At 38.1% G+C, this 21,260-nt stretch carries 15 protein-coding genes; 10 read left to right on the top strand and 5 right to left on the bottom strand.

The window, feature by feature from the left end:
- The first annotated feature begins 237 nt into the window (after positions 1–237).
- Both MW688_RS08220 and MW688_RS08215 read left to right on the top strand, forming a co-directional pair.
- Positions 238–714, top strand: a complete 477-nt coding sequence (locus tag MW688_RS08220; protein ID WP_486735471.1) for a DM13 domain-containing protein — start codon at positions 238–240, stop codon at positions 712–714.
- 124 nt (positions 715–838) lie between these two features.
- A complete protein-coding gene (locus tag MW688_RS08215) occupies positions 839–2,173 on the top strand; it encodes a 2Fe-2S iron-sulfur cluster-binding protein (RefSeq protein WP_486735470.1) in 1,335 nt (444 codons plus the stop codon).
- Positions 2,174–2,189: 16 nt separating this feature from the next.
- Here the strand turns inward: MW688_RS08215 and MW688_RS08210 are convergent, their stop codons facing one another.
- The 4 genes from MW688_RS08210 to MW688_RS08195 form a co-directional block, all read right to left on the bottom strand.
- Positions 2,190–3,518 carry a hypothetical protein gene (locus MW688_RS08210; RefSeq protein WP_486735469.1) on the bottom strand — a complete coding sequence of 443 codons (1,329 nt, stop codon included), beginning with the start codon at positions 3,516–3,518 and terminating at the stop codon, positions 2,190–2,192.
- Positions 3,519–3,765: 247 nt separating this feature from the next.
- Positions 3,766–5,676 carry a GTPase family protein gene (locus MW688_RS08205; RefSeq protein ID WP_486735472.1) on the bottom strand — a complete coding sequence of 637 codons (1,911 nt, stop codon included), beginning with the start codon at positions 5,674–5,676 and terminating at the stop codon, positions 3,766–3,768.
- Between the two features lie 101 nt (positions 5,677–5,777).
- Positions 5,778–7,304: a photosystem II chlorophyll-binding protein CP47 gene (psbB, locus tag MW688_RS08200; RefSeq protein ID WP_486735468.1), complete on the bottom strand. Its 1,527-nt coding sequence runs from the start codon at positions 7,302–7,304 to the stop codon at positions 5,778–5,780.
- A gap of 494 nt (positions 7,305–7,798) precedes the next feature.
- Entirely contained in the window at positions 7,799–10,309 is a 2,511-nt protein-coding gene (locus tag MW688_RS08195; RefSeq protein ID WP_486735467.1) for an alpha/beta hydrolase, read from the bottom strand.
- A gap of 289 nt (positions 10,310–10,598) precedes the next feature.
- On the opposite strand from MW688_RS08195, the gene MW688_RS08190 reads away from it, so the two are divergent.
- From MW688_RS08190 to ribD, 4 genes are all read left to right on the top strand, one after another.
- The gene (locus MW688_RS08190; RefSeq protein WP_486735466.1) at positions 10,599–11,795 is read left to right on the top strand and encodes a 4-hydroxy-3-methylbut-2-enyl diphosphate reductase; all 1,197 of its coding nucleotides are present in this window, start codon (positions 10,599–10,601) and stop codon (positions 11,793–11,795) included.
- Positions 11,796–11,968: 173 nt separating this feature from the next.
- Positions 11,969–14,266 carry a molecular chaperone DnaK gene (gene dnaK, locus MW688_RS08185; RefSeq protein ID WP_486735465.1) on the top strand — a complete coding sequence of 766 codons (2,298 nt, stop codon included), beginning with the start codon at positions 11,969–11,971 and terminating at the stop codon, positions 14,264–14,266.
- A gap of 809 nt (positions 14,267–15,075) precedes the next feature.
- Complete coding sequence (locus tag MW688_RS08180; RefSeq protein WP_486735464.1) at positions 15,076–16,017, top strand: DnaJ C-terminal domain-containing protein; 942 nt, start codon at positions 15,076–15,078, stop codon at positions 16,015–16,017.
- A 14-nt stretch (positions 16,018–16,031) separates the two neighbouring features.
- Entirely contained in the window at positions 16,032–17,147 is a 1,116-nt protein-coding gene (gene ribD, locus MW688_RS08175) for a bifunctional diaminohydroxyphosphoribosylaminopyrimidine deaminase/5-amino-6-(5-phosphoribosylamino)uracil reductase RibD (RefSeq protein WP_486735463.1), read from the top strand.
- Positions 17,148–17,162: 15 nt separating this feature from the next.
- Here ribD and MW688_RS08170 read toward each other — a convergent pair whose 3' ends face one another.
- Complete coding sequence (locus tag MW688_RS08170) at positions 17,163–18,086, bottom strand: hypothetical protein (protein WP_486735462.1); 924 nt, start codon at positions 18,084–18,086, stop codon at positions 17,163–17,165.
- A gap of 370 nt (positions 18,087–18,456) precedes the next feature.
- Here MW688_RS08170 and MW688_RS08165 point away from each other — a divergent pair, with 370 nt between their 5' ends.
- The 4 genes from MW688_RS08165 to iscB form a co-directional block, all read left to right on the top strand.
- Positions 18,457–18,861: a hypothetical protein gene (locus tag MW688_RS08165; RefSeq protein WP_486735461.1), complete on the top strand. Its 405-nt coding sequence runs from the start codon at positions 18,457–18,459 to the stop codon at positions 18,859–18,861.
- A gap of 220 nt (positions 18,862–19,081) precedes the next feature.
- Positions 19,082–19,969, top strand: coding sequence for a UbiA family prenyltransferase (locus tag MW688_RS08160; protein WP_486735460.1), 888 nt, complete (start codon positions 19,082–19,084; stop codon positions 19,967–19,969).
- Positions 19,970–20,358: 389 nt separating this feature from the next.
- A complete protein-coding gene (locus MW688_RS08155) occupies positions 20,359–20,634 on the top strand; it encodes a lactate/malate family dehydrogenase (RefSeq protein ID WP_486735459.1) in 276 nt (91 codons plus the stop codon).
- A gap of 210 nt (positions 20,635–20,844) precedes the next feature.
- Positions 20,845–21,260: RNA-guided endonuclease IscB (gene iscB / locus MW688_RS08150; RefSeq protein ID WP_486735458.1), on the top strand; the 416-nt coding region annotated here is incomplete at its 3' end.

Below are 21,260 nucleotides of genomic sequence, written 5' to 3'. Positions count from 1 at the left end.
ACCAGAGATTATATTACGGTGCGTTACACTGGCGTTAACGCACCCTACAATTTACTACGTAGTCGCTCTGCCAGGCGATCGCCTAGTTAGATCAAATCTGTTCAATTACAGTTAATAAGAAACCTTAATTAAAATTTTCTTAGGTAATTCTCAGATTTTTCCCACTTCTAATTAAGTTTTTAGTTGGATACTAAAAATAACGCAAAGAAATCAAACTTATTTAGGAGATTAACTACTATGAAATTTACTACTTTAGCTGCTTTTGGTCTTTCTTCCAGTTTATTAATTGGTGCTACTGTGACTAATTTAATTAATCCTGGAGAAGCTTGGGCTAATTCTTTCAATAATCAAGATAACTCCAGTGGCGTTTTAGTTGCCCAAAACATCACCAAATCCGGGTCCTTCGTAACTACAGAACAAGACCATCCTACCACAGGTACAGCTAAAATTATTACTGAAAATGGTCAAACATATTTAGAATTTGATCAAGCTTTTGATACAGCCACAGGTCCTGATGTGTTAGTTGTTTTACACCGTAAAGGGGTGGTACCTGTTAATTTGAATGAAGAAGATTATATTACCCTAGCGCCTTTAAAAAGTTTTAGTGGTTCACAACGCTACCCTATCTCTAGTGATTTAAATTTAAATGAGTTTCAATCGGTGGCTATTTGGTGTCGTGAATTTAACGTAACTTTTGGCTATGCGGCTTTTTAGATCCTATCCAATACTGTTTGGTTAGCCAATTGAAAATGAGGGAATGAGGAAAAAAAATAATTCTTCATTCTTCATGTCTTTATTCTTCTTATCATGTAAGTAAAAAATAAATAAATATTAAGTTATGTTTGCAAGTCTTCAAAAGATTAAAAATCCTAGCCTGAGAATGATTACTGCGGCGGTAACAGCTTCGGCAGTAGTTACTATGTTATCTGCTATTATTATAGGCTGGAGAGCCCCTAGAAATCCCCGTAGCCATAAAATAGGAGTTTATGCTACCTTAGTAGCTGCTGTGGGTGGAGGAATATTTGGCCTAGTAAATAAATCTACATCAGATACAACTCCTACAAAGGAAAAAACCCAAAGTAAAGCAAAAAAAGAACATTGGCAGGATTGGCGTAACTTTGTAGTGATGCGCAAGGTTAAAGAAAGTGAAGAAATTACTTCTTTTTACCTAAAACCTCAAGATGGGGAGAATATTCCCAATTATCAACCAGGTCAATTTTTAACTATTAAGTTAACTATTCCTGAAGAAAATCGCCCGGTTATTCGCACTTATTCCCTTTCTGATTATCACTCTTCACCAGAATATTATCGTCTCTCGATTAAGCGCGAACTTTCTCCTAAAGATTTAGATGTGCCTCCTGGGATTGCTTCTAATTTTATGCACGATCGCCTAGAAGAAGGCAGTATTATTGAGTGTAAACCACCTCATGGTAAATTTTTCCTAGATATTAATCGAACTACTCCAGCAATTTTGTTAAGTAATGGAGTGGGAATTACTCCGATGATTGCCATGGCTAAAGCGGCGATCGCCCATAATCCTCAACGTCAGATTTGGTTCATACATGGAGCCAAAAATGCCGATTATCAAGCTTTTCGTGAGGATATGTTAGAGTTAAGCGCTAATCACCCTAATTTTCGCCTTCACTACCGCTATAGTCGTCCTGAACCTCATGATGAAGGCAAATATCATTCCCAAGGTTATGTAGATATAGATTTAGTTAAAAAATTAGTAACTCCACAACTAGGAGAAAAAGCGAAAGAAGAGGCGGAATATTTTCTCTGTGGTTCTCCTGCATTTATGGATAGTTTACGAGAAGGTTTAAAAACTTGGGGAATAGATGATAGTCAAGTATTTTTTGAGTCTTTTAGTAAACCTGTTAAGACAAATAAAACTCCAGCCAAAGATACAAACAAGGAAGCAGAAATTGTTTTTAGTGAGTCTAATCGTACTGTAACTTGGACATCTAAATATAATAGTATTTTAGATCTGGCTGAAGATAATGGCCTAGAACCTGACTACAGTTGTCGTCAAGGTGTCTGTTTAACTTGTATGTGTAAGATAAAAGAGGGAGAGGTAGAATATACAGAAGAACCAGCAGGAGAAGCAGAACCAGGTACTGCCCTGATTTGTATAGCTAAGCCAAAAAGTGATAAGTTAGTATTAGAGATTTAGATGGGAAATTTTTCAGTTAAACAAAATACTTTTCAAAATTAGCTAATTGTCCCAAACAATTTTTAAAATTAATGAGAAAATTTTGAGCAGTTTCTGGGGAACAAAGAGGAGAGGGATAATCCAAACAAATCCCCATACCATCAGAGGCACTTACAAGGGAAATAAATAAATAAGTTCCCATTTTGCCATGTCCCGAACTAAAGTACACATTTTGGGGATCCCAGATGGGGTTTCCGGTTGTCAGATCAACTTGACCCAGGTTAGAAATGCCAGAAGGGTAATCTCGCCCGTGGTATCCTTCCTTCTGGCATCTTTGATAAAGAGCAGTGACTGAGGATTTAATAGAAAAGGCATCGGCAGTAAGTAACATTTCTAAACTTTGTGGAAGTTGTAGCAAACTTTGGATTTCTTCATGTATACGTTGAACTTCTCGCCACCAATCTTTGATTGTCCAAGTGCTCTGACCTCTCGTTAGCAAAGAAGGACAAATAAAAAAATTGCCCCAGATCTGGGATTTTTTAGAACTTAAATAGCGTCGGCAATTAATGGGTAACATTTGCTCAAAGGTAAAAGAAGTGGCCGAAACAATACCAGTCTTTGATAAAGAATGACAGAAGGCTGCCATAAACATAGGTTGCAGAGAAACACCATATTCTCGACTGCACTGCTTCAATTGATTAACTTCTGTAGAGGAAAAGCGCTCAAAGATTAACGCGGTTTTGCGAGATTCTAAAGGGGCTTGAGGCGAATCAATAGTAGGTTTAACCAAAGGATAATCAGGGGAAGCGCTTGAGGAGTTTGAAGTGACAGAAGGAGGGAATTGAATTTCTTCTGACAATTTTAAGGGATCATAAAGGGATAGGGGAAAATCAGAGGCTTCTGGGAAAGAGGGGGAAGCAGCATATTTTAATAGTTGTCTCATAACAGAGACAATCGTAAATCCATCGCAGATAGTATGATGGCAGGCGATCAGAAAATAACTACTCTGCTCTTGGTGACAAATGGTAAATCGCCACAGGGGTCCAGATTCGGGAAAAGGAGCATTGATTTCATCGAACATACATTGCTTCCAATCTTTGTGCTGAATATTGAGATGAAAACTAGATGCACCCAAGTTAAGATAATCCGCTTCTTGTTCCGAGTTTTTTTGAATTTTTAGTTGAAAAAGTGGATGTTGATGGTAAAAAAAGTCAATAGCTTCTTGTAGTTGAAAAGTGGCTTCTGATAGGGAATGTAGAGCTTCTACCTTAGCGCAGCAGACAACTGTCAAATCTCCCGTCGCTCGATGGAAAGAGGCAAAGAATTGTTCAATAGCTCTTAGAGAACGCCTTTGTGATGTATTCATGTTAGATGTATTCATGTTAGATGAAATCCGCTTAATTAGTTATCGTAAAAATTGTTTGACAGTGGAATGCTGCAAAGAAATTGACATTCATAAGCCGCGACAAAGTACTGCACCTGTTGCCGCTTTGATTTGATATAGTAACAAGTAATTATTGTATCGCATCAGACAAAAATAAAAGCAACAATTAAATGTTTCTCCACAGAAAAAAGAGTTTTGATTTATCAAGAATTCCCAGCTTACCAACAACTTATTGATGAATTTCTAAATACTCTTGATATTTAGCTTTTAATTGTTGTTGAGTTAAATTTTTAGTCCAATACTCTACCATCGCTTTTCCCAATGCCCAAGCGCTAGTTTTAGGGGAAGTATCAGAGTCATCCATTAGTAATGGCCAAACTACCATTAAGTCTAAATTTTTATCTGGTTCTTTGAGTAATTGCCATAAATCATAAACCATCTGTAACTTACCAATAACTATAGGTAGTTTTTCGATGGGTATTTGTTGGGCTAGTAAATAACCTAGTTCAGGAGAACCTGTAGAGAGAGTACTAATAAAGCTGAGTATAGGACTTTTGAGCAGATTGGTTAAACCCTGACTACTAGACATGATTTGGGTGTACTTGTTAATAACTTTAGCACAGGAGTTGATACGGGTCTCGCGATCGCGCAAAAAGCGAGCTAGACGTAACTCTTTAGCGGGAGAAACCGAGGCTAAAATAGCTGCTGATAATTCCGATATTCCCCACTCCTGTCTCTGAGTCTTCTCATCTATAGTAACTACTGGGAGGATATGAGAAACTAAATCACTGAATAATTCTTGGCGATAGGCAATTGCCCCTTTTATGGAAACTTCCTTGGGTTGATTTCCCTCTCTCCAATCATAGGGAGGATTCCATTCACGAATGGGACGTAATTTATCCACTTGAGTCACCACCATAATTAGGGGTAGATTATCAATTTCGCCAATCTCTTCTAAAAAATTTTGATCCATTTCCAGGGCTGGATCTAGAGCTGGTGTAACTGCTAAAATTACATCAGCTTTAATACTATAGTCAATTACTAAATCTCGATATTCTTTACCTTTTACTTGTTCGTAACCGGGACTATCCCAGAGTATTAAACTTTCTCCTTGGGGGGTTTGCCATTGATAACTTTTGATTTCGGTAGTTGAGGGCAACACATCCACCTCGGCTAAGTCTGCTTGAAAGATAGTATTAATTAAGCTACTTTTTCCGGCACCAGTTCTCCCTACTATAAGTATATTTAACTCCAGTTGTTCTACTTCTTTGACTGGTTTAGCGGTTTCTATAATTGAGCGAATACTTTGGGTTTCTACAGGAGGTGCCTGTTGAGAGACAATTGTTTCTAAATTGGGAAGATTCTCATCACTACCGTAGAGTTGTACTGATTTTTGACAGAGATTGTATAAAAGTGCTTGTTTTAGAATTTGACTTAAATTGGCCAACAATTCTTGATTAGCTTGATTAGTAGCAGGTTGACTGGCGGTTTTGGCGATCGCCACTGCGGGATTAAGTAACCATTGACTCCAATTCCATACCTTCAAGAGTTTTTGCGCTGAAGGTGAAAATTTTTGATAGAGTTCGTAGCCTTGATAGGCTTGTCCTACGGTCACTTGATTTAGTAATGGTGATAACTGGTGCATGGTGCGATCCAAATCATCTATAGTACCTCTAATGAGACCATAGGCTTGAGGTATATAAATATTTAGAAGAGGATATTTCACCTCTGGATAATATATTTTAGCTATAGCTGTTACCAATTCTTGACAACGTTGCCAGAACTGACTACTATCCTTCCATATAGGTGGATCATTGGCGCTTTTTTCTAAAATATTTTGCAATACTGTTTGAGCTTGAGTTATCTCATCTTTTTGACTAGGTAACTCTTGGGCTTCGATTTGACTGGAGTTTAACTCAGCATTCATCTGTTGAATAACCGCTTCTATTTCTTGCACTCCTGATTTAGTCCATTTTACTAGTAACCAGCGCCAGAGAAGAAAAACCAAGAGAAATATAGCCCAGATCCAGTTAATTCCCCAACGATGTATAGAAGCACTAGCGGCGAAGAGTAAAAAACCAACCACTATTACAATTGGTATAGCTAAACTTATCCATTGCCATGGTTTTAGTTGTTTCATCATTTTTGTCAAAAATAAGACTTAAAAAAAAAATAAGGTAGGAATATATCCTACCTTAAATGAGTTAGGTAAATGAGTTAGGTGACTAAACTCAACAAAAATTAACTTTCTTGTCTACGAGTAGTAGTATCCCCAACTTTTTGGAAGAGACCAAATTCTACTTGTTCTTCTAACTCTGGGTCGATACCTGCGAATACGTCTCTGTAGAGAGTACGAGAACCGTGCCAAATATGACCAAAGAAGAATAGTAAAGCAAAAACGGCGTGACCGTAGGTAAACCAACCTCTAGTACTAGTACGGAATACACCGTCAGATCCTAAAGTCTCTCTATCAAAAGCAAAAGGTTCTCCTAACTGTGCTTTACGGGCATACTGCTTAACTTGTGCAGGATTAGTGATAGTTTGGCCATCTAGTAAACCGCCGTAGAAATCAACAGTTACACCAGTTTGTTCCACACTATATTGAGATTCAGCGCGTCGGAAAGGAATATCAGCGCGAACTATACCCTCGGAGTCAACTAAAACTACAGGGAAAGTTTCAAAGAAGTTAGGCATACGACGTACAGTTAGTACACGACCTTCAGCATCTTTAAAGACAGGGTGTCCTAACCAAGCTTGAGCGATTCCATCACCCTGGTTCATTTGTCCAGTACGGAATAAACCACCTTTAGCGGGGCTATTGCCTATGTAGTCATAAAATGCAAGCTTATCAGGAATTTTCTCCCAAGCTTCTGCTTCAGTATCTCCTGCCGCCATACTAGCTTCAACTCGGCGTTCGATTTCTTGAGCGTAGTAACCCTGATCCCATTGATAACGAGTCGGACCAAATAATTCTACTGGAGTGGTTGCACTTCCGTACCACATGGTCCCAGCCACCACGAATGCTGCAAAAAATACCGCCGCAATACTACTAGAAAGAACGGTTTCAATGTTACCCATTTTCAGAGCACGATATAATCTTTCTGGTGGACGTACAGTTAAGTGGAAAAGACCTGCAATAATACCAACAACTCCCGCAGCAATATGGTGAGCGACTACACCTCCTGGGTTAAAGGGGTTAAACCCTGCCGGGCCCCATTCTGGTGCTACCGGTTGTACATGTCCCGTTAAGCCATAAGGATCTGATATCCACATTCCCGGACCAAAAACTCCCGTTAGGTGGAAAGCACCAAAACCAAAGCATAAAAGTCCAGAAAGGAATAAATGAATACCAAACATTTTGGGTAAGTCAAGGGCTGGTTCCCCTGTACGAGGATCATAGAATAACTCTAAATCCCAGTATACCCAGTGCCAACAAGCTGCTAAAAAGAGCAATCCTGACAAAACAATGTGTGCTGCTGCAACACCTTCAAATGACCAGAACCCTGGATCAACGCCTGTTTCACCTGTTATACTCCAACCACCCCAAGAGCCTGTTACTCCTAAGCGTGCCATAAAAGGTAAAACAAACATTCCTTGACGCCACATTGGGTTCAATACAGGATCGCTGGGATCAAAGATAGCTAACTCGTAGAGAGCCATTGAACCTGCCCAACCTGCTACTAAAGCAGTGTGCATTAAGTGTACAGCTATTAAACGTCCTGGATCGTTAATAACTACAGTATGAACGCGATACCAAGGTAGTCCCATTGACTACTCTCCTCCTATTTATGAATCAATCTTCTCTTAAATTGATAGTTTTCTTAATCAATTTTAAGTTATTTTACTTTTTTATGAAATATTTTATCTCAATTATTTTCTTTTTTCATCAGAATTTACCTTTTAGTTATTTTTGATGACTTCAGTTTTTATCCCTAAGGTACTCTATATACAAGGAATAGAGAATTAGATATTTTTGTCATTTTTTAGATACTTAATTACTACTTTTCCGTTAAATTTCTTAACATTTCTTAACCTCATCTCTTTTGCCAGTACGTATGTACTAATTTAGCTGTCAGAAAAAGTTCATTTCTCTTTAGCCTAAGATCGTAGCAAAGGTCATCTATCGCCCAGACGCGGTCAACCAATTTTTAAGCGTTGAGCATTAATTCTTACTCATTACTTCAAAACTCATCCACAAGTAACTTTGGATAAAGATGCTTTGGTCTGAGTAATACAGCCTCTTGATATTTCGCTACAAGCTTCTAAAAATCTTTCTGGAGATTTAAACAGTAATTTAAACTATCTCTTTGGTCAGTATCAGCTATCTCAGGAAAACTCTGCACTTGCAAATCATCAGCAGCATCACTACTTAAAAACTCATTAACTAACTTATTCCATTCTGGGTCATTTTTAGGTAAAGCTAAACCATAATAACTACAATCAACAGGAAGTTTTGGTACAAACTGATAATCATTCACATCTAAATTTTTCGCGTCTATTTCTGCGCTTAGTAAAATAGTATCATCTAAAAAGGTATCTATTTCAGCTCCTACTAAAGCGTTAATCGCATTATCTCTCCCTTCTTCGCCATCAAAGTAGACAATTTGAGCATTAGGATATCTCTGATTTATCAATAACTCATTAGTTGTTTCTCTCAAAACTCCAACTCTTACTCCAGATAAATCACGATTTGGGTTAACTTTGGTTATCTTCTCCTCGGGTACAAGAAATTGAATTCCTGTGACAAAAAAAGGAATAGAGAAACTAACTTTTTCTAAATCTCTTCTAATGGTATTTGGTCCACATTCAAAATGTACAGTTTCATTTTCAATCAGTTGAAACCGATTAGCCAGAGTAGATTGTAATTTTACTATTTTGGGAGTAGAAGCTAAATCTAGCTTAGTTTGTAAATATTCGGCAAAACTCTCAGCCAATTCATCGCAATAACCTGTCCAGTTATCATCTTGATTGAGATAACCAAAAGGGATAGCATCCCGACGCATTCCCATCTTAACAATACCAGTTTCTTGAATTTCTGCCACAATTCCTTGTTCTCTAACTGGTGGTTTAGGGGCAATTCTTTCAGGAATAATTGGTGTGGGTGGTTTAGTACCATAGGCAATTTCTAATTCAGATGGGGTTAAAGCTTCAATTTGATAAATATTTAAATCAGGTTTACTGTTTGCTTGTCCATAGGCAGCACTTAAATAAGGGTTATAATCTTGTTCTTCCCTAAGATAAACATTCATAAAAGCCACGCTTAAACCACGAAAATATTCAAAGGCTATTTGCCGATTTTCACCAATAAAAGCACCAGGTACATAGTCAACGGGATTATTTTCTGGGGGTTCACTACTGGTAAAATGTGTTCCCGGTTCAAACATAACCAGGTACTTTTCTGGAGTTTTTAGCCAAATAAATGGGTGTATTTGTTCAGTAGGTACAGGGGTAATAAAGTCATTACTACCGCCCACTATCATTGTGGGTATATCAACTGTTTCCATCCCCTCCGGTCCAAAAATAGCACTAGTCAAGGGATGAGCGGAAATTACTGCTTTAACGCGCTCATCTTTGAGATTAAATCTTACTGGTGGTAAAGCTACACCCTGACATTGAAGAATTAAACCAGCACTTAAGTTAATTTCATCTACATCACACTCTTCTTCTAGTCTCGAAGGATTAATTTCAGCTCCCGCTAAAGATAGTACAGTTGTACCTCCAAGTGATTCTCCAATCACACCTACTTGGTTTAAGTTAATTCGGTTTTGCCAAGTTGGATTACTTTCTAGTAATGTTTCTAACTCGTCGAGTAAATAGGTAATATCCGAAGGACGGTCTAAATATTCAATGGGACTCATGGCTGTACTCAATTGCCCTTTTAGCAACTCCTCGCGGTAAGCTAAATCACTGCCAACATGTTCGGGAATAGCCACTGCATAGCCATAAGAAGCCAAATGGGCCGCAAGTTGAGTAAAATTATCTTGACGGGCGCCGAAACCGTGAGAAATGACAATAAGAGGTGCAGGATTGGGGTTATTTTCCGGGAGATATAAATATGCTTGAAAACTATAACTACCAACTAAACCTTGACGGGTTTGTCGTGTTGCATCTTTAGTTACTCTAATTGTACTTTCTTGATAGTTATAGGGACCTGGTTGACTTAAATCAGTCAATTGCTCTAAATTATCTATAGGATTAGCTTCAGCTTCTAGGGCAGCTTGAAGGGCGATCGCCTCTACTGTACTTTCTCGATAAGAACTATATACTTTTAGTTCTTGACGCAATTTTAATAGTGATTCAGCACTCACATAGATGTTTTCTATAGGGAAATTACGCAAAACATCAATAATTGTGAATCCTTCAGGATTAGCAGCCGATTGAACTATGGCGCCTCGTAGAGGATACATGCCATTAGTATTCAGGCTAACTCTTACCACTTCACCCAACTGTTTTAAGGTGTCTCTACCTAAAGATGTGCGCAGCACTTTAGAAATTGTTCCTTGGTCAAATTCAAACCGTCTCTGGAGTAATTCCCGTATTTTTGTTCTTTCTCTTTCATCTACTCTATTGAGGTAAAACCCCAAATCTGGTCTAATTTCTCCGGTTTCTGCGTAAACTTCTAAAGATTCTACAGCTACATCAAAATCAAAAGGACTGAATATCACTCTGATTTTTTCAGCACTACTAGCTGGTTTTAATCCTAAACTGAGGGCTATTAGGATAGAAGTTGAGATGATTTTACTAACTGGATTTTCAAGAAATTTCTTCAACATAAGATAAATAATAGGTTTAATTAGGGGAGAGGGGGAGAGAGGGAGAGGGGGAGAGGGGGAGCTTCGGGAGAGAGGGAGAGGGGGAGAGAGGAAGAGGAGGAGAGAAAGTGTAACAAATGAAGACAATTGATCCGATAAGACCGAGAAAGCGATCGCCATAAAAATCTCTACAACTCTAGTCAACTTTAAATATTAGCATTTTTTTTGAGGATATTCTTATTGAGTTGAGTAGCACTTTTTTGATAGAGTATGTCAAAATCAAACTATTATATAGTCTTAGTAAATTCCTATGGATACAAAAGCTTTTAAACGTTCTCTACAAAAATCAGAAAACTATCACCGCCGTGGTTTTGGCCATGGAGTCGAGGTAGGCGGCATCTTAAACCAAGAATACCAAAGCAATCTGATTCAAACTATCCGGGACAACAACTACACTCTAACCCAGGGTCAGGTAACTATCCGTCTAGCAGAAGCCTTTGGCTTCTGCTGGGGAGTAGAAAGGGCAGTAGCCATGGCTTATGAAACTCGTAAACACTTCCCCCAAGAACGTATCTGGATTACCAATGAAATTATACACAATCCATCAGTGAACCAACGTTTAAGAGAAATGAATGTAGGTTTTATCGAAGTAAAAGATGGAGAAAAAGACTTTTCAGTGGTAGGCAAGGGAGATGTAGTAATTTTACCGGCCTTCGGTGCAAGTGTTACGGAAATGCAACTATTGAACGATAAAGGCTGTAAAATAGTAGATACAACTTGTCCCTGGGTATCTAAAGTTTGGAACTCCGTAGAAAAACACAAGAAAAAAGACTATACATCAATCATTCATGGTAAATATAATCACGAAGAAACCATCGCAACAAGTTCCTTTGCTGATAAATATTTGATAGTTTTGAATTTAGCACAAGCTGAATATGTGAGCAAATACATACAAGAAGGAGGCGATAAACAGGAATTTTTAGATAAATTTGCTTTCGCCTACTCCCCAGGCTTCGACCCAGACAAAGATTTACTAAGAGTGGGAATCGCTAATCAAACCACCATGCTAAAAAGCGAAACAGAACAAATAGGTAAACTATTTGAACAAACAATGCTGAAAAAATACGGACCAACTCAGCTTAATGAACATTTTATGAGCTTTAATACCATTTGTGACGCCACCCAAGAACGTCAAGATGCCATGTTTAATCTAGTAGAAGAAGATTTAGACCTAATGGTGGTAATCGGAGGGTTTAATTCTTCAAATACCACCCATTTACAAGAAATAGCCCAAGAAAAAGGTTTAGTATCCTATCATATAGATAGTAGCGATCGCATAGGTCCAGGAAATAGATTAGAATATAAACCCCTAGGAAAAGACATCACAGTCACAGAAAACTGGTTACCCCCAGGGGAAATAGTGGTGGGGATAACCTCCGGCGCCTCCACTCCAGATAAAGTGGTAGCTATGGTGATTGAAAAGATTTTTGCTTTGAAAAATAGTTGAACACCATCAAGGGCGTTGCTTGTTAGATACAATAGAATTAAAAGTTTTGACAGGCAACGCCTAATAACTAAACTAAGGATAAAGATAGAAAACCGAACAAGGTAAACAACAGAAAGTTATTATAGAATAAAGCTTTGAGTTAAATAGCTCTTGAACTGGAGAACAAATTAGGCATGGGTAGAGTAGTAGGCATAGACCTAGGAACAACTAACTCCGTAGTTGCGGTGATGGAAGGCGGGAAACCAATAGTAATCCCCAACTCAGAAGGAATGCGAACAACACCATCAGTAGCAGGTTTTAATAAAGATGGGGAACTAGTAGTAGGCCAATTAGCACGCAGACAAGCAGTACTTAATCCTCAAAACACCTTTTATGGGGTAAAACGTTTCATAGGCAGAAAATATGCAGAGCTACAGGAAGAGTCCAAAAAAGTTCCCTATACTATTCGTCGCGATGACACAGGCAACATCAAGGTTAGATGTCCTAAATTAAGAAAAGAATTTGCACCAGAAGAAATATCGGCAATGATACTGCGTAAACTAGCAGACGAAGCAAGTCGCTATCTGGGAGAACCAGTGACAGGGGCAGTAATTACCGTACCAGCATACTTTAACGATTCCCAAAGACAAGCAACTAAAAATGCCGGGAAAATCGCTGGGTTAGAAGTGTTAAGAATTATTAACGAACCAACAGCAGCATCCCTAGCCTACGGGTTAGAAAAAGGTAGAAACCAAACAATACTAGTGTTTGACCTAGGAGGGGGAACCTTCGATGTATCAATATTAGAAGTAGGAGATGGGGTATTTGAAGTAAAAGCAACCAGTGGGGATACTCAATTAGGAGGAAACGACTTCGATAAGAGAATTGTAGATTGGTTAGCGACAGAATTTCAAGCAAAAGAAGGAGTAGATTTAAGACGCGATCGCCAAGCCTTACAAAGATTAATGGAGGCAGCAGAAAAAGCGAAAATAGAACTATCAGGAGTAAGTGTTACGGAAATAAACCTACCCTTTATCACAGCCACCCCAGAAGGTCCCAAACATATAGAAACTCAACTGAGTAGAGCCAAATTTGAAGAACTATGCGGAGACTTAGTTAGTAGACTACGTCGTCCTATCAAAAGAGCTTTTTACGACGCCAATCTCACCCCCGCTCAAATAGAAGAAGTAGTACTAGTAGGGGGAGCAACTCGGATGCCCATAGTAAAAGAACTGGTGCGCAGCTATATTAACATTGAACCCAACGAAAATGTTAACCCCGATGAAGTAGTAGCCATAGGCGCAGCCATCCAATCAGGTATTCTCGGAGGAGAAATCAAAGACATACTCCTTTTAGATGTAACTCCCCTGTCACTAGGGATAGAAACCATTGGCGGTGTCATGAAAAAACTGATACCTCGTAACACCACCATACCTGTACGTAAATCCGATAGTTTCTCTACCTCCGAAAATAATCAAACTATGGTAGAAATTCATGCACTACAGGGAGAAAGGGAAATGGCAGTAGGAAACAAATCCCTAGGGAAATTTCGCCTAACAGGTATTCCTCCTGCTCCCCGAGGGATGCCTCAGCTACAGGTAGCCTTTGATATCGACGCCAACGGGATCTTACAAGTAACAGCAGTTGATAAAACTACAGGAAGACAACAAAGTATAATTGTCCAAGGAACTTCTACCCTTAGCGAAAATGAAGTTAACAGAATGCTTTCAGAAGCAGAAGAATTCGCCAACAAAGACCGAGAACGCCGAGAAAGAGTAGAGAAGCGTAACCGAGCCAAAACCCTCACAGATCAAGCCCAGCGTAGGCTAAAAGAAATAGCTCTAGACTACGGAACCCAATTTGCTAACTACTACCGACGTCGTATCGATGCCCTCTGTCAAGAAATTATTGATAGTTTAGAAAAAGATGATGAAATAAGAATAGATCGCACCCAAGCAGACCTACAAGATGCTCTCTATGAACTAAATAGAGAAATTAGACTGCAATATGAAGCAGAAGAAGACGAAGGCTTCTTTGCCTCATTGAAGCGTACTTTCATAGGAGATGATGAAGAAGACGAACGCTACTACTCATCTAAAGACTATTATCGTGAAGAACCCCGTCGCTACCAGGAAGACTACCCCCCTCGTCGCTACCAGGAAGACTATCCCCCTCGTCGCTACCAGGAAGACTATCCCCCTCGTCGCTACCAGGAAGACTATCCACCCAGAAACACAGAAAGATATCCAGATGAGGGCTATCGAGAGAGTTACCCTTCCCGAAGTAGAAAACCAAGTCCAAGGGATCCCTACCAAAATGATTATGTAAGTCCTCCCAGTGATTATCCCCCAAGAAAGCCAAAATCGAGTAGAACCTCAAGAGATCCTAATTATCCCCCAGATAATAACTCAGGTAACTCTCGGCGTGGAAAGTTAAATAATATACCTTATGAAAATGATTGGGATGAAGAAGAGGATGATGAATGGTTTTAACCTCATGAGTTTGTAGTAGGGCTTTAGCCCAATAAACTAGCTCTCTTGGCATTTAGTAGTAAGACTCGCCTTCGGTCTACTGCCTAGGTTAGGGTACGGGTGAAAAAGTAAGTTTTGGTGAGGAGAAAGGCAGGAGGCAGGAGGCAGGAGGCAGGAGGCAGAAGGTAATAATGATTTATGAATTTTCGAGTAATTAAAGAAAAAAATGCACTCTTTCTAGCATAATATATCAAAAAACCTTGCACTTTTTCTGATAAAAATGAGCTCAAACCTTTATCTAGCAAAAGTTTTACATTTATTCAGCAAGCCCTAGGTTAAGGATTTTGACCGCGCTTATGCGGTAATCTATGGCCCCGGATTTAAAATCCGGGGAACCGATGACTATAAATATCATTTTATAATCGGATCTATACTCAGACCCTCGCATCTTTATCACTCATTTACTTGTGGTGGTTGAGTAATAAGTAATAAGTAATGAGTAATGAGTAATGAGTTAAAGAATTGATCCTAACCCGCGATCGCTTGATAATATCATACAATAAAAGAAGAAAATAAATTAAGACTAAAAGGTAAGATAAATGACAGCCAAAATTACTATTTATTTTGGTCAAATTAAAAAAGCCTTAGATATTCAATTGGGATTTTTCTAGGGCGACCGTTTTGCTCTTTACCTCACCTAGACTGAAAAAGGCTATATGATGGTAGAACAGATTCAAGAAATATATACAAACATCAGGAACATATTAGTTAATTATAATTTTATCAAGAAGACAAAATATACTAAAAAAAATAGCTAATAAAAATACAAAATGCAAAATCGTAACTATTATGCCATATTAGGAGTACCTCGCAATGCTAGTCAAGAAGAAATAAAAAAAGCATTCCGAAAGCTGGCGAGACAATACCACCCTGATGTAAATCCCAACAATAAAGCGGCAGAAGAAACCTTTAAACATATAAACGAAGCTTATGATATTCTTCACGATGAAGAAAAAAGAAAAGCCTACGACGCTAAATTTAGTCCAACTAGTCGCCTTTGGGGAAACAGAAACGGTAGTAACAGAAATAGTTCTAACTCCAGAAGCACAGTAGTAGAAAGAATTAGAGAGAGAACATCTCCTTTTGCAAATCCGAGAAATCCAGTACCAGAAACCGAAAGAATACGGTCTCAAAATACAGAAGCCTATCGCCCGGGTACAAGTAAAACTTTTAAAAAAAGTCCTTCAACCCGTACTATACCTAAAAATATCGACGCTAGATTAACTTTACCCCTAGAACAAGCTTATGTGGGGGGAAAAGAAAGGATTAGACTAGAAGATGGGAGATCTCTAGAGATTGACATGCCTCCGGCTATGTTCGACGGTCAAAAAATTAGACTAAAAGGCCAAGGAATTAGTGGAGGGGATTTATATTTAGAAATAACGATAGCACCCCATCGCTTTTTTGAGTTACGGGATTATGATATTTATTGTAAAGTTCCTGTAACACCAGCCGAAGCAGTCATCGGAGGAGCTATTGAGGTACCAACTATTGATGGTTTAGTTAAAATGAATGTACCCCAAGGAGTTCGTTCAGGTCAACGTTTTCGTCTAGCTGACAAAGGCTATCCAGATAATCAAGGGAATCGGGGGGATCAATTAGTAGAAATCATCCTTGTGGTTCCCAAAAATATCAGTGAAGAAGAATTAAACCTCTATAATCAGCTAAAAGCCATAGAAACTTATAATCCTCGTCAAAACCTGTATAAATAAATTATCAAAGCCTAATGACTTTTCAACCTCAAACCAATTCGGGAAGTGCCTTCGACCGTAAAATGATGCAGCGAGCCCTAGAGTTAGCTAAAACTGCTTTAGGGAAAACCTCTCCTAATCCTTTGGTTGGGGCTGTTATTGTCAAAAATAACCAGATTATTGGGGAAGGATTTCATCCAGGTGCAGGTCAACCCCACGCCGAAGTATTCGCTCTCCAAGCGGCAGGAGAAGAAGCTAAAGGCGCAACTATTTATGTAACTCTAGAACCATGTAACCATTATGGAAGAACTCCCCCCTGCACAGAAGCTCTAATCGCCGCAAAGATAGCAAAAGTAGTAGTGGGTATGGTAGATCCAGATCCTCGGGTGTCAGGATGGGGTATTAAACGTCTAGAAGAGGCGGGGATTGAGGTAGTTGTTGGTGTGGAAACCCAAGCTTGTCAAGAGTTAAATGAGGCTTTTGTGCATCGAGTTACTCATGGTTTACCTTTGGGTATCTTAAAGTATGCTATGACGCTTGATGGGAAAATTGCTACTACTAGTGGGAATAGTGCCTGGATTAGTTCCCCGGATTCTCGTGCCTTCGTTTACCAAGTTCGTGCCGCAGCCGATGCCATTGTGATCGGGAGTAAGACTCTATCAATAGATAATCCCCATCTGACTACCCATGGTGTGGGCGATCGCTCTCCTTTGCGAGTGGTGATGAGTCGTAGTCTCAATTTACCCCCTCAAGCCCGTCTTTGGCAAACTGATATAGCACCTACTCTGGTAGCAACTACCCCTCAAGCTAATCCTCAAGTCAAAGCAGATTTACAGCAAAAGGGTGTGGAAGTGATTGAATTATCTCCTCTTTCACCCCGAACACTTATGGAATATTTCTATAAACGTGAGTTTGCTTCGATTCTTTGGGAATGTGGAGAGACTCTGGCCGCTCAAGCGATTTCTGATGGGGTTATTCAAAAAGTTCTCGCTTTTGTTGCTCCTAAAATTATTGGTGGTAAAGATGCACCATCTCCTGTTGGTGATTTAGGTTTGACTAAGATGAGTGATGCTCTCAATCTACAACGGGTTTCTTGGTGTCCGTTTAACCAGGATTTTCTTATTCAAGGTTATCTACCAGTATCTAAATAGGGCTTGCTGAATAAATTACTTCTCTACAGGAATAAATTTTTCTGGTTGAGTTTCAAATGAAAACTTTTTCTTGTTTTTAATTTTACTCAAATAACTATTTTTTCTAGTAATTAAACTTGGCATTTTAGTTTTAATTAAAGTTCTTAGAGTTTCTGGAAAATAAGATTTGTTTTCTGTTGTTTTCTTACTACTTTCCTTAACTTTTGTCGCTACATTGCTTGGTTGTTTATCTGTCCATCTTGGTACATAATCACTTTGTTGAGGCCAGGTTTTGTATAATTCGACATGAGCTAATTTTTTAGCTAAAATAATTACCCCAATTTTTTGCCTATCAGCCACTAATTCTATTCTAGATTGAACAGTTTGAGGGTCAACTACTTCATACCATTGACTGTAGTCATATCTTTCAAATACTATCATTCTTTCTATGGCAAATCCATTTTCTTGACTAAAAGTTCTGTAGAATAATTCAGGGCTAAAATTATAAAAACCGTGTCCCATAGCATTAGCAATATCCGTTGTTATAATTGATGCTCCGCCTACTTTTAGCATATTCATATAATTAGCTATTGCTACTGGAAAATTAAACACATGTTCTATTGTTCCACCATCTATTAACAGATCATACTGGCATTTTAATTCATCTTTAATCGGTTGATTCATATCATGTACAATTGTAGCTTCTTCATAGTTGGAAGCATCAATTGAATTAATATACTTAGCCCCCAGCATTTTTAAAAAAGGTTCTGAATATTTTGGTTTTGGAACTAATAAATCATCAATGTCAGTTGGTTCATAATCATATAGTTTACATAAACAATCAACATCGTGTTTACTCGTAAACCAATCTAATCGACCGATAGTAACAACTTTTTCAAATGAAATACCTTGAGATTTTGCTCCAATTAAAAATTTAGCTAAATGCCATGATATGCCCATAGTCTAGATTCCACTTTTTAATAATTTTAATAATGTTAACAGAGTAATCTACGTATTGCAATACTAATTACCTAGAAAGCAAAAAAATCAAGCAATCTGATTTGCTTAGTACAATCAAGAAATTTTCTTAAAACCATAGGTAACTATTTGATTAACTATTGATTCAACAAAACTACTGAAAATACTTTTCCCCTGTCGCCAAAGTTATCCATATTATATGGTTTTTTGAAACAGCCCTAACTCTCCTTGCCATAATGCTTAAATTTTTGTTACAATCTTAATAGAAATTAACATTTTTTTACAAATCGTAAAATTACACACTTTATTCAAGTAGCAAGAACTTATACAACTCATACAAGGAGCATAGCTAATGTTTAGGAAGTTTACACCCCCTCTTATCGTCTCAGCAATCCTAATTACAGTATTAAGCATCATCACCATAAATTACGAAACCATAGCGCAACAAAGCGAAGCTAACCAAGATTACTTCATCAAACCCATACCTCAAGCGAATCTAGTAATTGTTGAACCAAACTACGGACATTTCTATAACCCTGACAAAAAGGTAGAAGGAGATGTCTCAGGAGAGATTCTTTATAATTCCCTAGAGGAAATCAAAAAAAATTATCAACTCAAAGAAACAAAAATGGTTCGCTTCGAGCGCAAAGGAAAAATGATTCCTAACCTATATATATACGTGGATTCTTCTAATCCAGAAATGATTAGTGACTTAGGTAGTGAAACAGAAGTTATCGCTGAAAATTTAAATCAGTAGTCATAGCTTTGTTAAACAAAGTTACTGCAAATAAGGGAGCTCGCACTTTTGATAATTTTAAGTTTTTCGGTAAATTTGAGTAATTGTTTCGATAAAGTAGGTAGATTTAACTAACTTTTATTGGTAACTACCTACTTTTAGCTCTTTTCACTTTACTGGGAATAGTTTTTGAAAAACTTTAAGGGGTAATTCTCAAGATTAATTATAATTAATATCAGTGATGAAATGGCTATATAACCGCTTTTTAGAAATATTTATTTATTCAAGTATATGGGCAGCAGCAGGAATTGCTTCACTAACTTTAGAATTTGAAATACTGGTAGATTTGCCCATAGATTGGCGTCCAGTTTTCTTTTGTTTTTGGGTAGCTCTGATTCCTTATAATTTAGATAGAATTTTTGATTCTTTTGTCCAAATAATACCAGATCCCAAAGCTCAATCTTATTTTCAAAAACCCTGGGTATTTATATTATTAATAACCTCGATAATAGCTACCGCAATAATGCTCTATCAAGCCCCCACACAGGTAGTCTATGTAAGCTTTGTGGGCATAGTTCCTCTACTTTATGGTACGCCATTTTTACCCTGGTTACGCAAAGGAGAGTTAAAATTTTACCGTCTCAAAGATATCCCAGGTATTAAAGCCTGGATAGTGGGAGGAGTAATTACTTATGCTATTGTAGCTATTCCCTTAGCTTATACAGAGTCTAGTATTAATTTAAAAGTTATATTTGCAACTCTGTTTATATTTGTGTTTGTGGTGACTAATTCTCATACTTTTGACCTTAGAGATTTAGAATCAGATGAAGCTAAGGGGGTGAAAACTCTTCCTCTGATAGTGGGAGTTAGAAATATGAAAGTTATTCTCTCAGTTTTAAACTTATTAATGCTTGTTTTGCATATTGGCGCATGGATAGGAGGTTTACTGCCCTTTCAAATTGAAGTTATAGTAGGAGCGATCGCCACTTTGGTTTATCTGTGGAAAATACAACCATCCTCTCCTCGTCCTGTGTATAGTATCTTAATCGATGGTATATTATTTTTACCCCTTCTATCGAAGGTATCTGTAGATCTTCCATCTTTTCTAAAAGTTACTGGGGGTGCTTGAGTAACGAGTTTTGAAGTAATGAGTTAAAGAATTAATGCGATCGCCCTTAAAAATTGGTTTCTACTAAAGGCGTCTTCAGTATTTTTGTTCTCAAGACCCGATCTCAAGCGAAAGAGAAATGAACTTTTGACCGCGCTGATGCGGTCAAAATCCAAAACCTACGCAGTATTGAGTAGCTACCTTGTCACCTCGTCAGATAATTTGCTCAAAGTTTGTCGATTTTCCACAGAGCTACTAAACTACTCGTTTAAAAAGTTTTAAAAATATATCTGTAGAAAGATACTAGGCGTGTAGTCATTAATAATAAATTGATACTAGTAACTCTAGCGAGAAACGTTAAAAATTTTAGTACAATTATGAGAAATACGTTGTGATTACTCACTTAATTTATGAAAATTTCTGTGATTGGCATTGGTAAAGTTGGCTCCACCATCAGCTTCGTTATAGCAAAAGATGGCTTAGCTTCAGAACTAGTTCTTTATAATCGTACGAGGAATATTGCTCATGCAGAGGCGATCGATATTCAACAAGCAGTAGCTCTTACTCCTTATCGACTTCTAGTTCGTGATGGAGATTTAGAGGATACCGCTGACTCTGACATTATTATTATTGCCGTAAGTGCTCCTGTCAACATCCCACCACGATCATCGGAATACCGATTATAGTGGGGGCTTGCAAAAGCCTATAGTTGACCAGTCTTAGTTTTAATCAAACTACGTTTTTAAAGCCATCACACCTACAAATGCTTCGCCAGTTTGTAGCTGTTGTGGTTAACAGTTAAACATCTGTATTTGGGAGAAAGAAGTGCTGTTAGCGCGACAAACTTTAAAAACATTGACGAGGCGACCTTTACCCTAAAAATAGGAGTTAAACTCATGCGAGTTTTCGTTTTAGATTCAAACAAAAAGCCATTAAATCCATGCCACCCTGCTAGAGCTAGAAAGTTACTCAATCAAGGGAAAGCCAGCGTATTTAAACGTTATCCATTTACCATTATCCTTAAGGAGGAAAAACCATTACACACAAACAATAATTGTCAGCTAAAGTTAGATCCAGGTAGCCGTACCACAGGTTTAGTTATCTTATTGGGTAATAATTTAATTTGGGCCGCCGAGCTTAATCATCGGGGCTTACAAATTAAAGACGCACTGTTATCAAGGAGACAAATCAGACGTTCTAGAAGAACTCGTAAGACTCGTTATCGTCAACCTAGATTTCTTAATCGAAAAAAACCTAAAGGTTGGTTGCCTCCTAGTTTAATGTCGAGGTGCGACCCGTTTTTAGAGGGGCA

This window comes from Johannesbaptistia floridana, from assembly GCF_057440575.1.
Note: the sequence above shows the minus strand (reverse complement) of the source record. Positions and strands in the feature narration are given on the sequence as shown.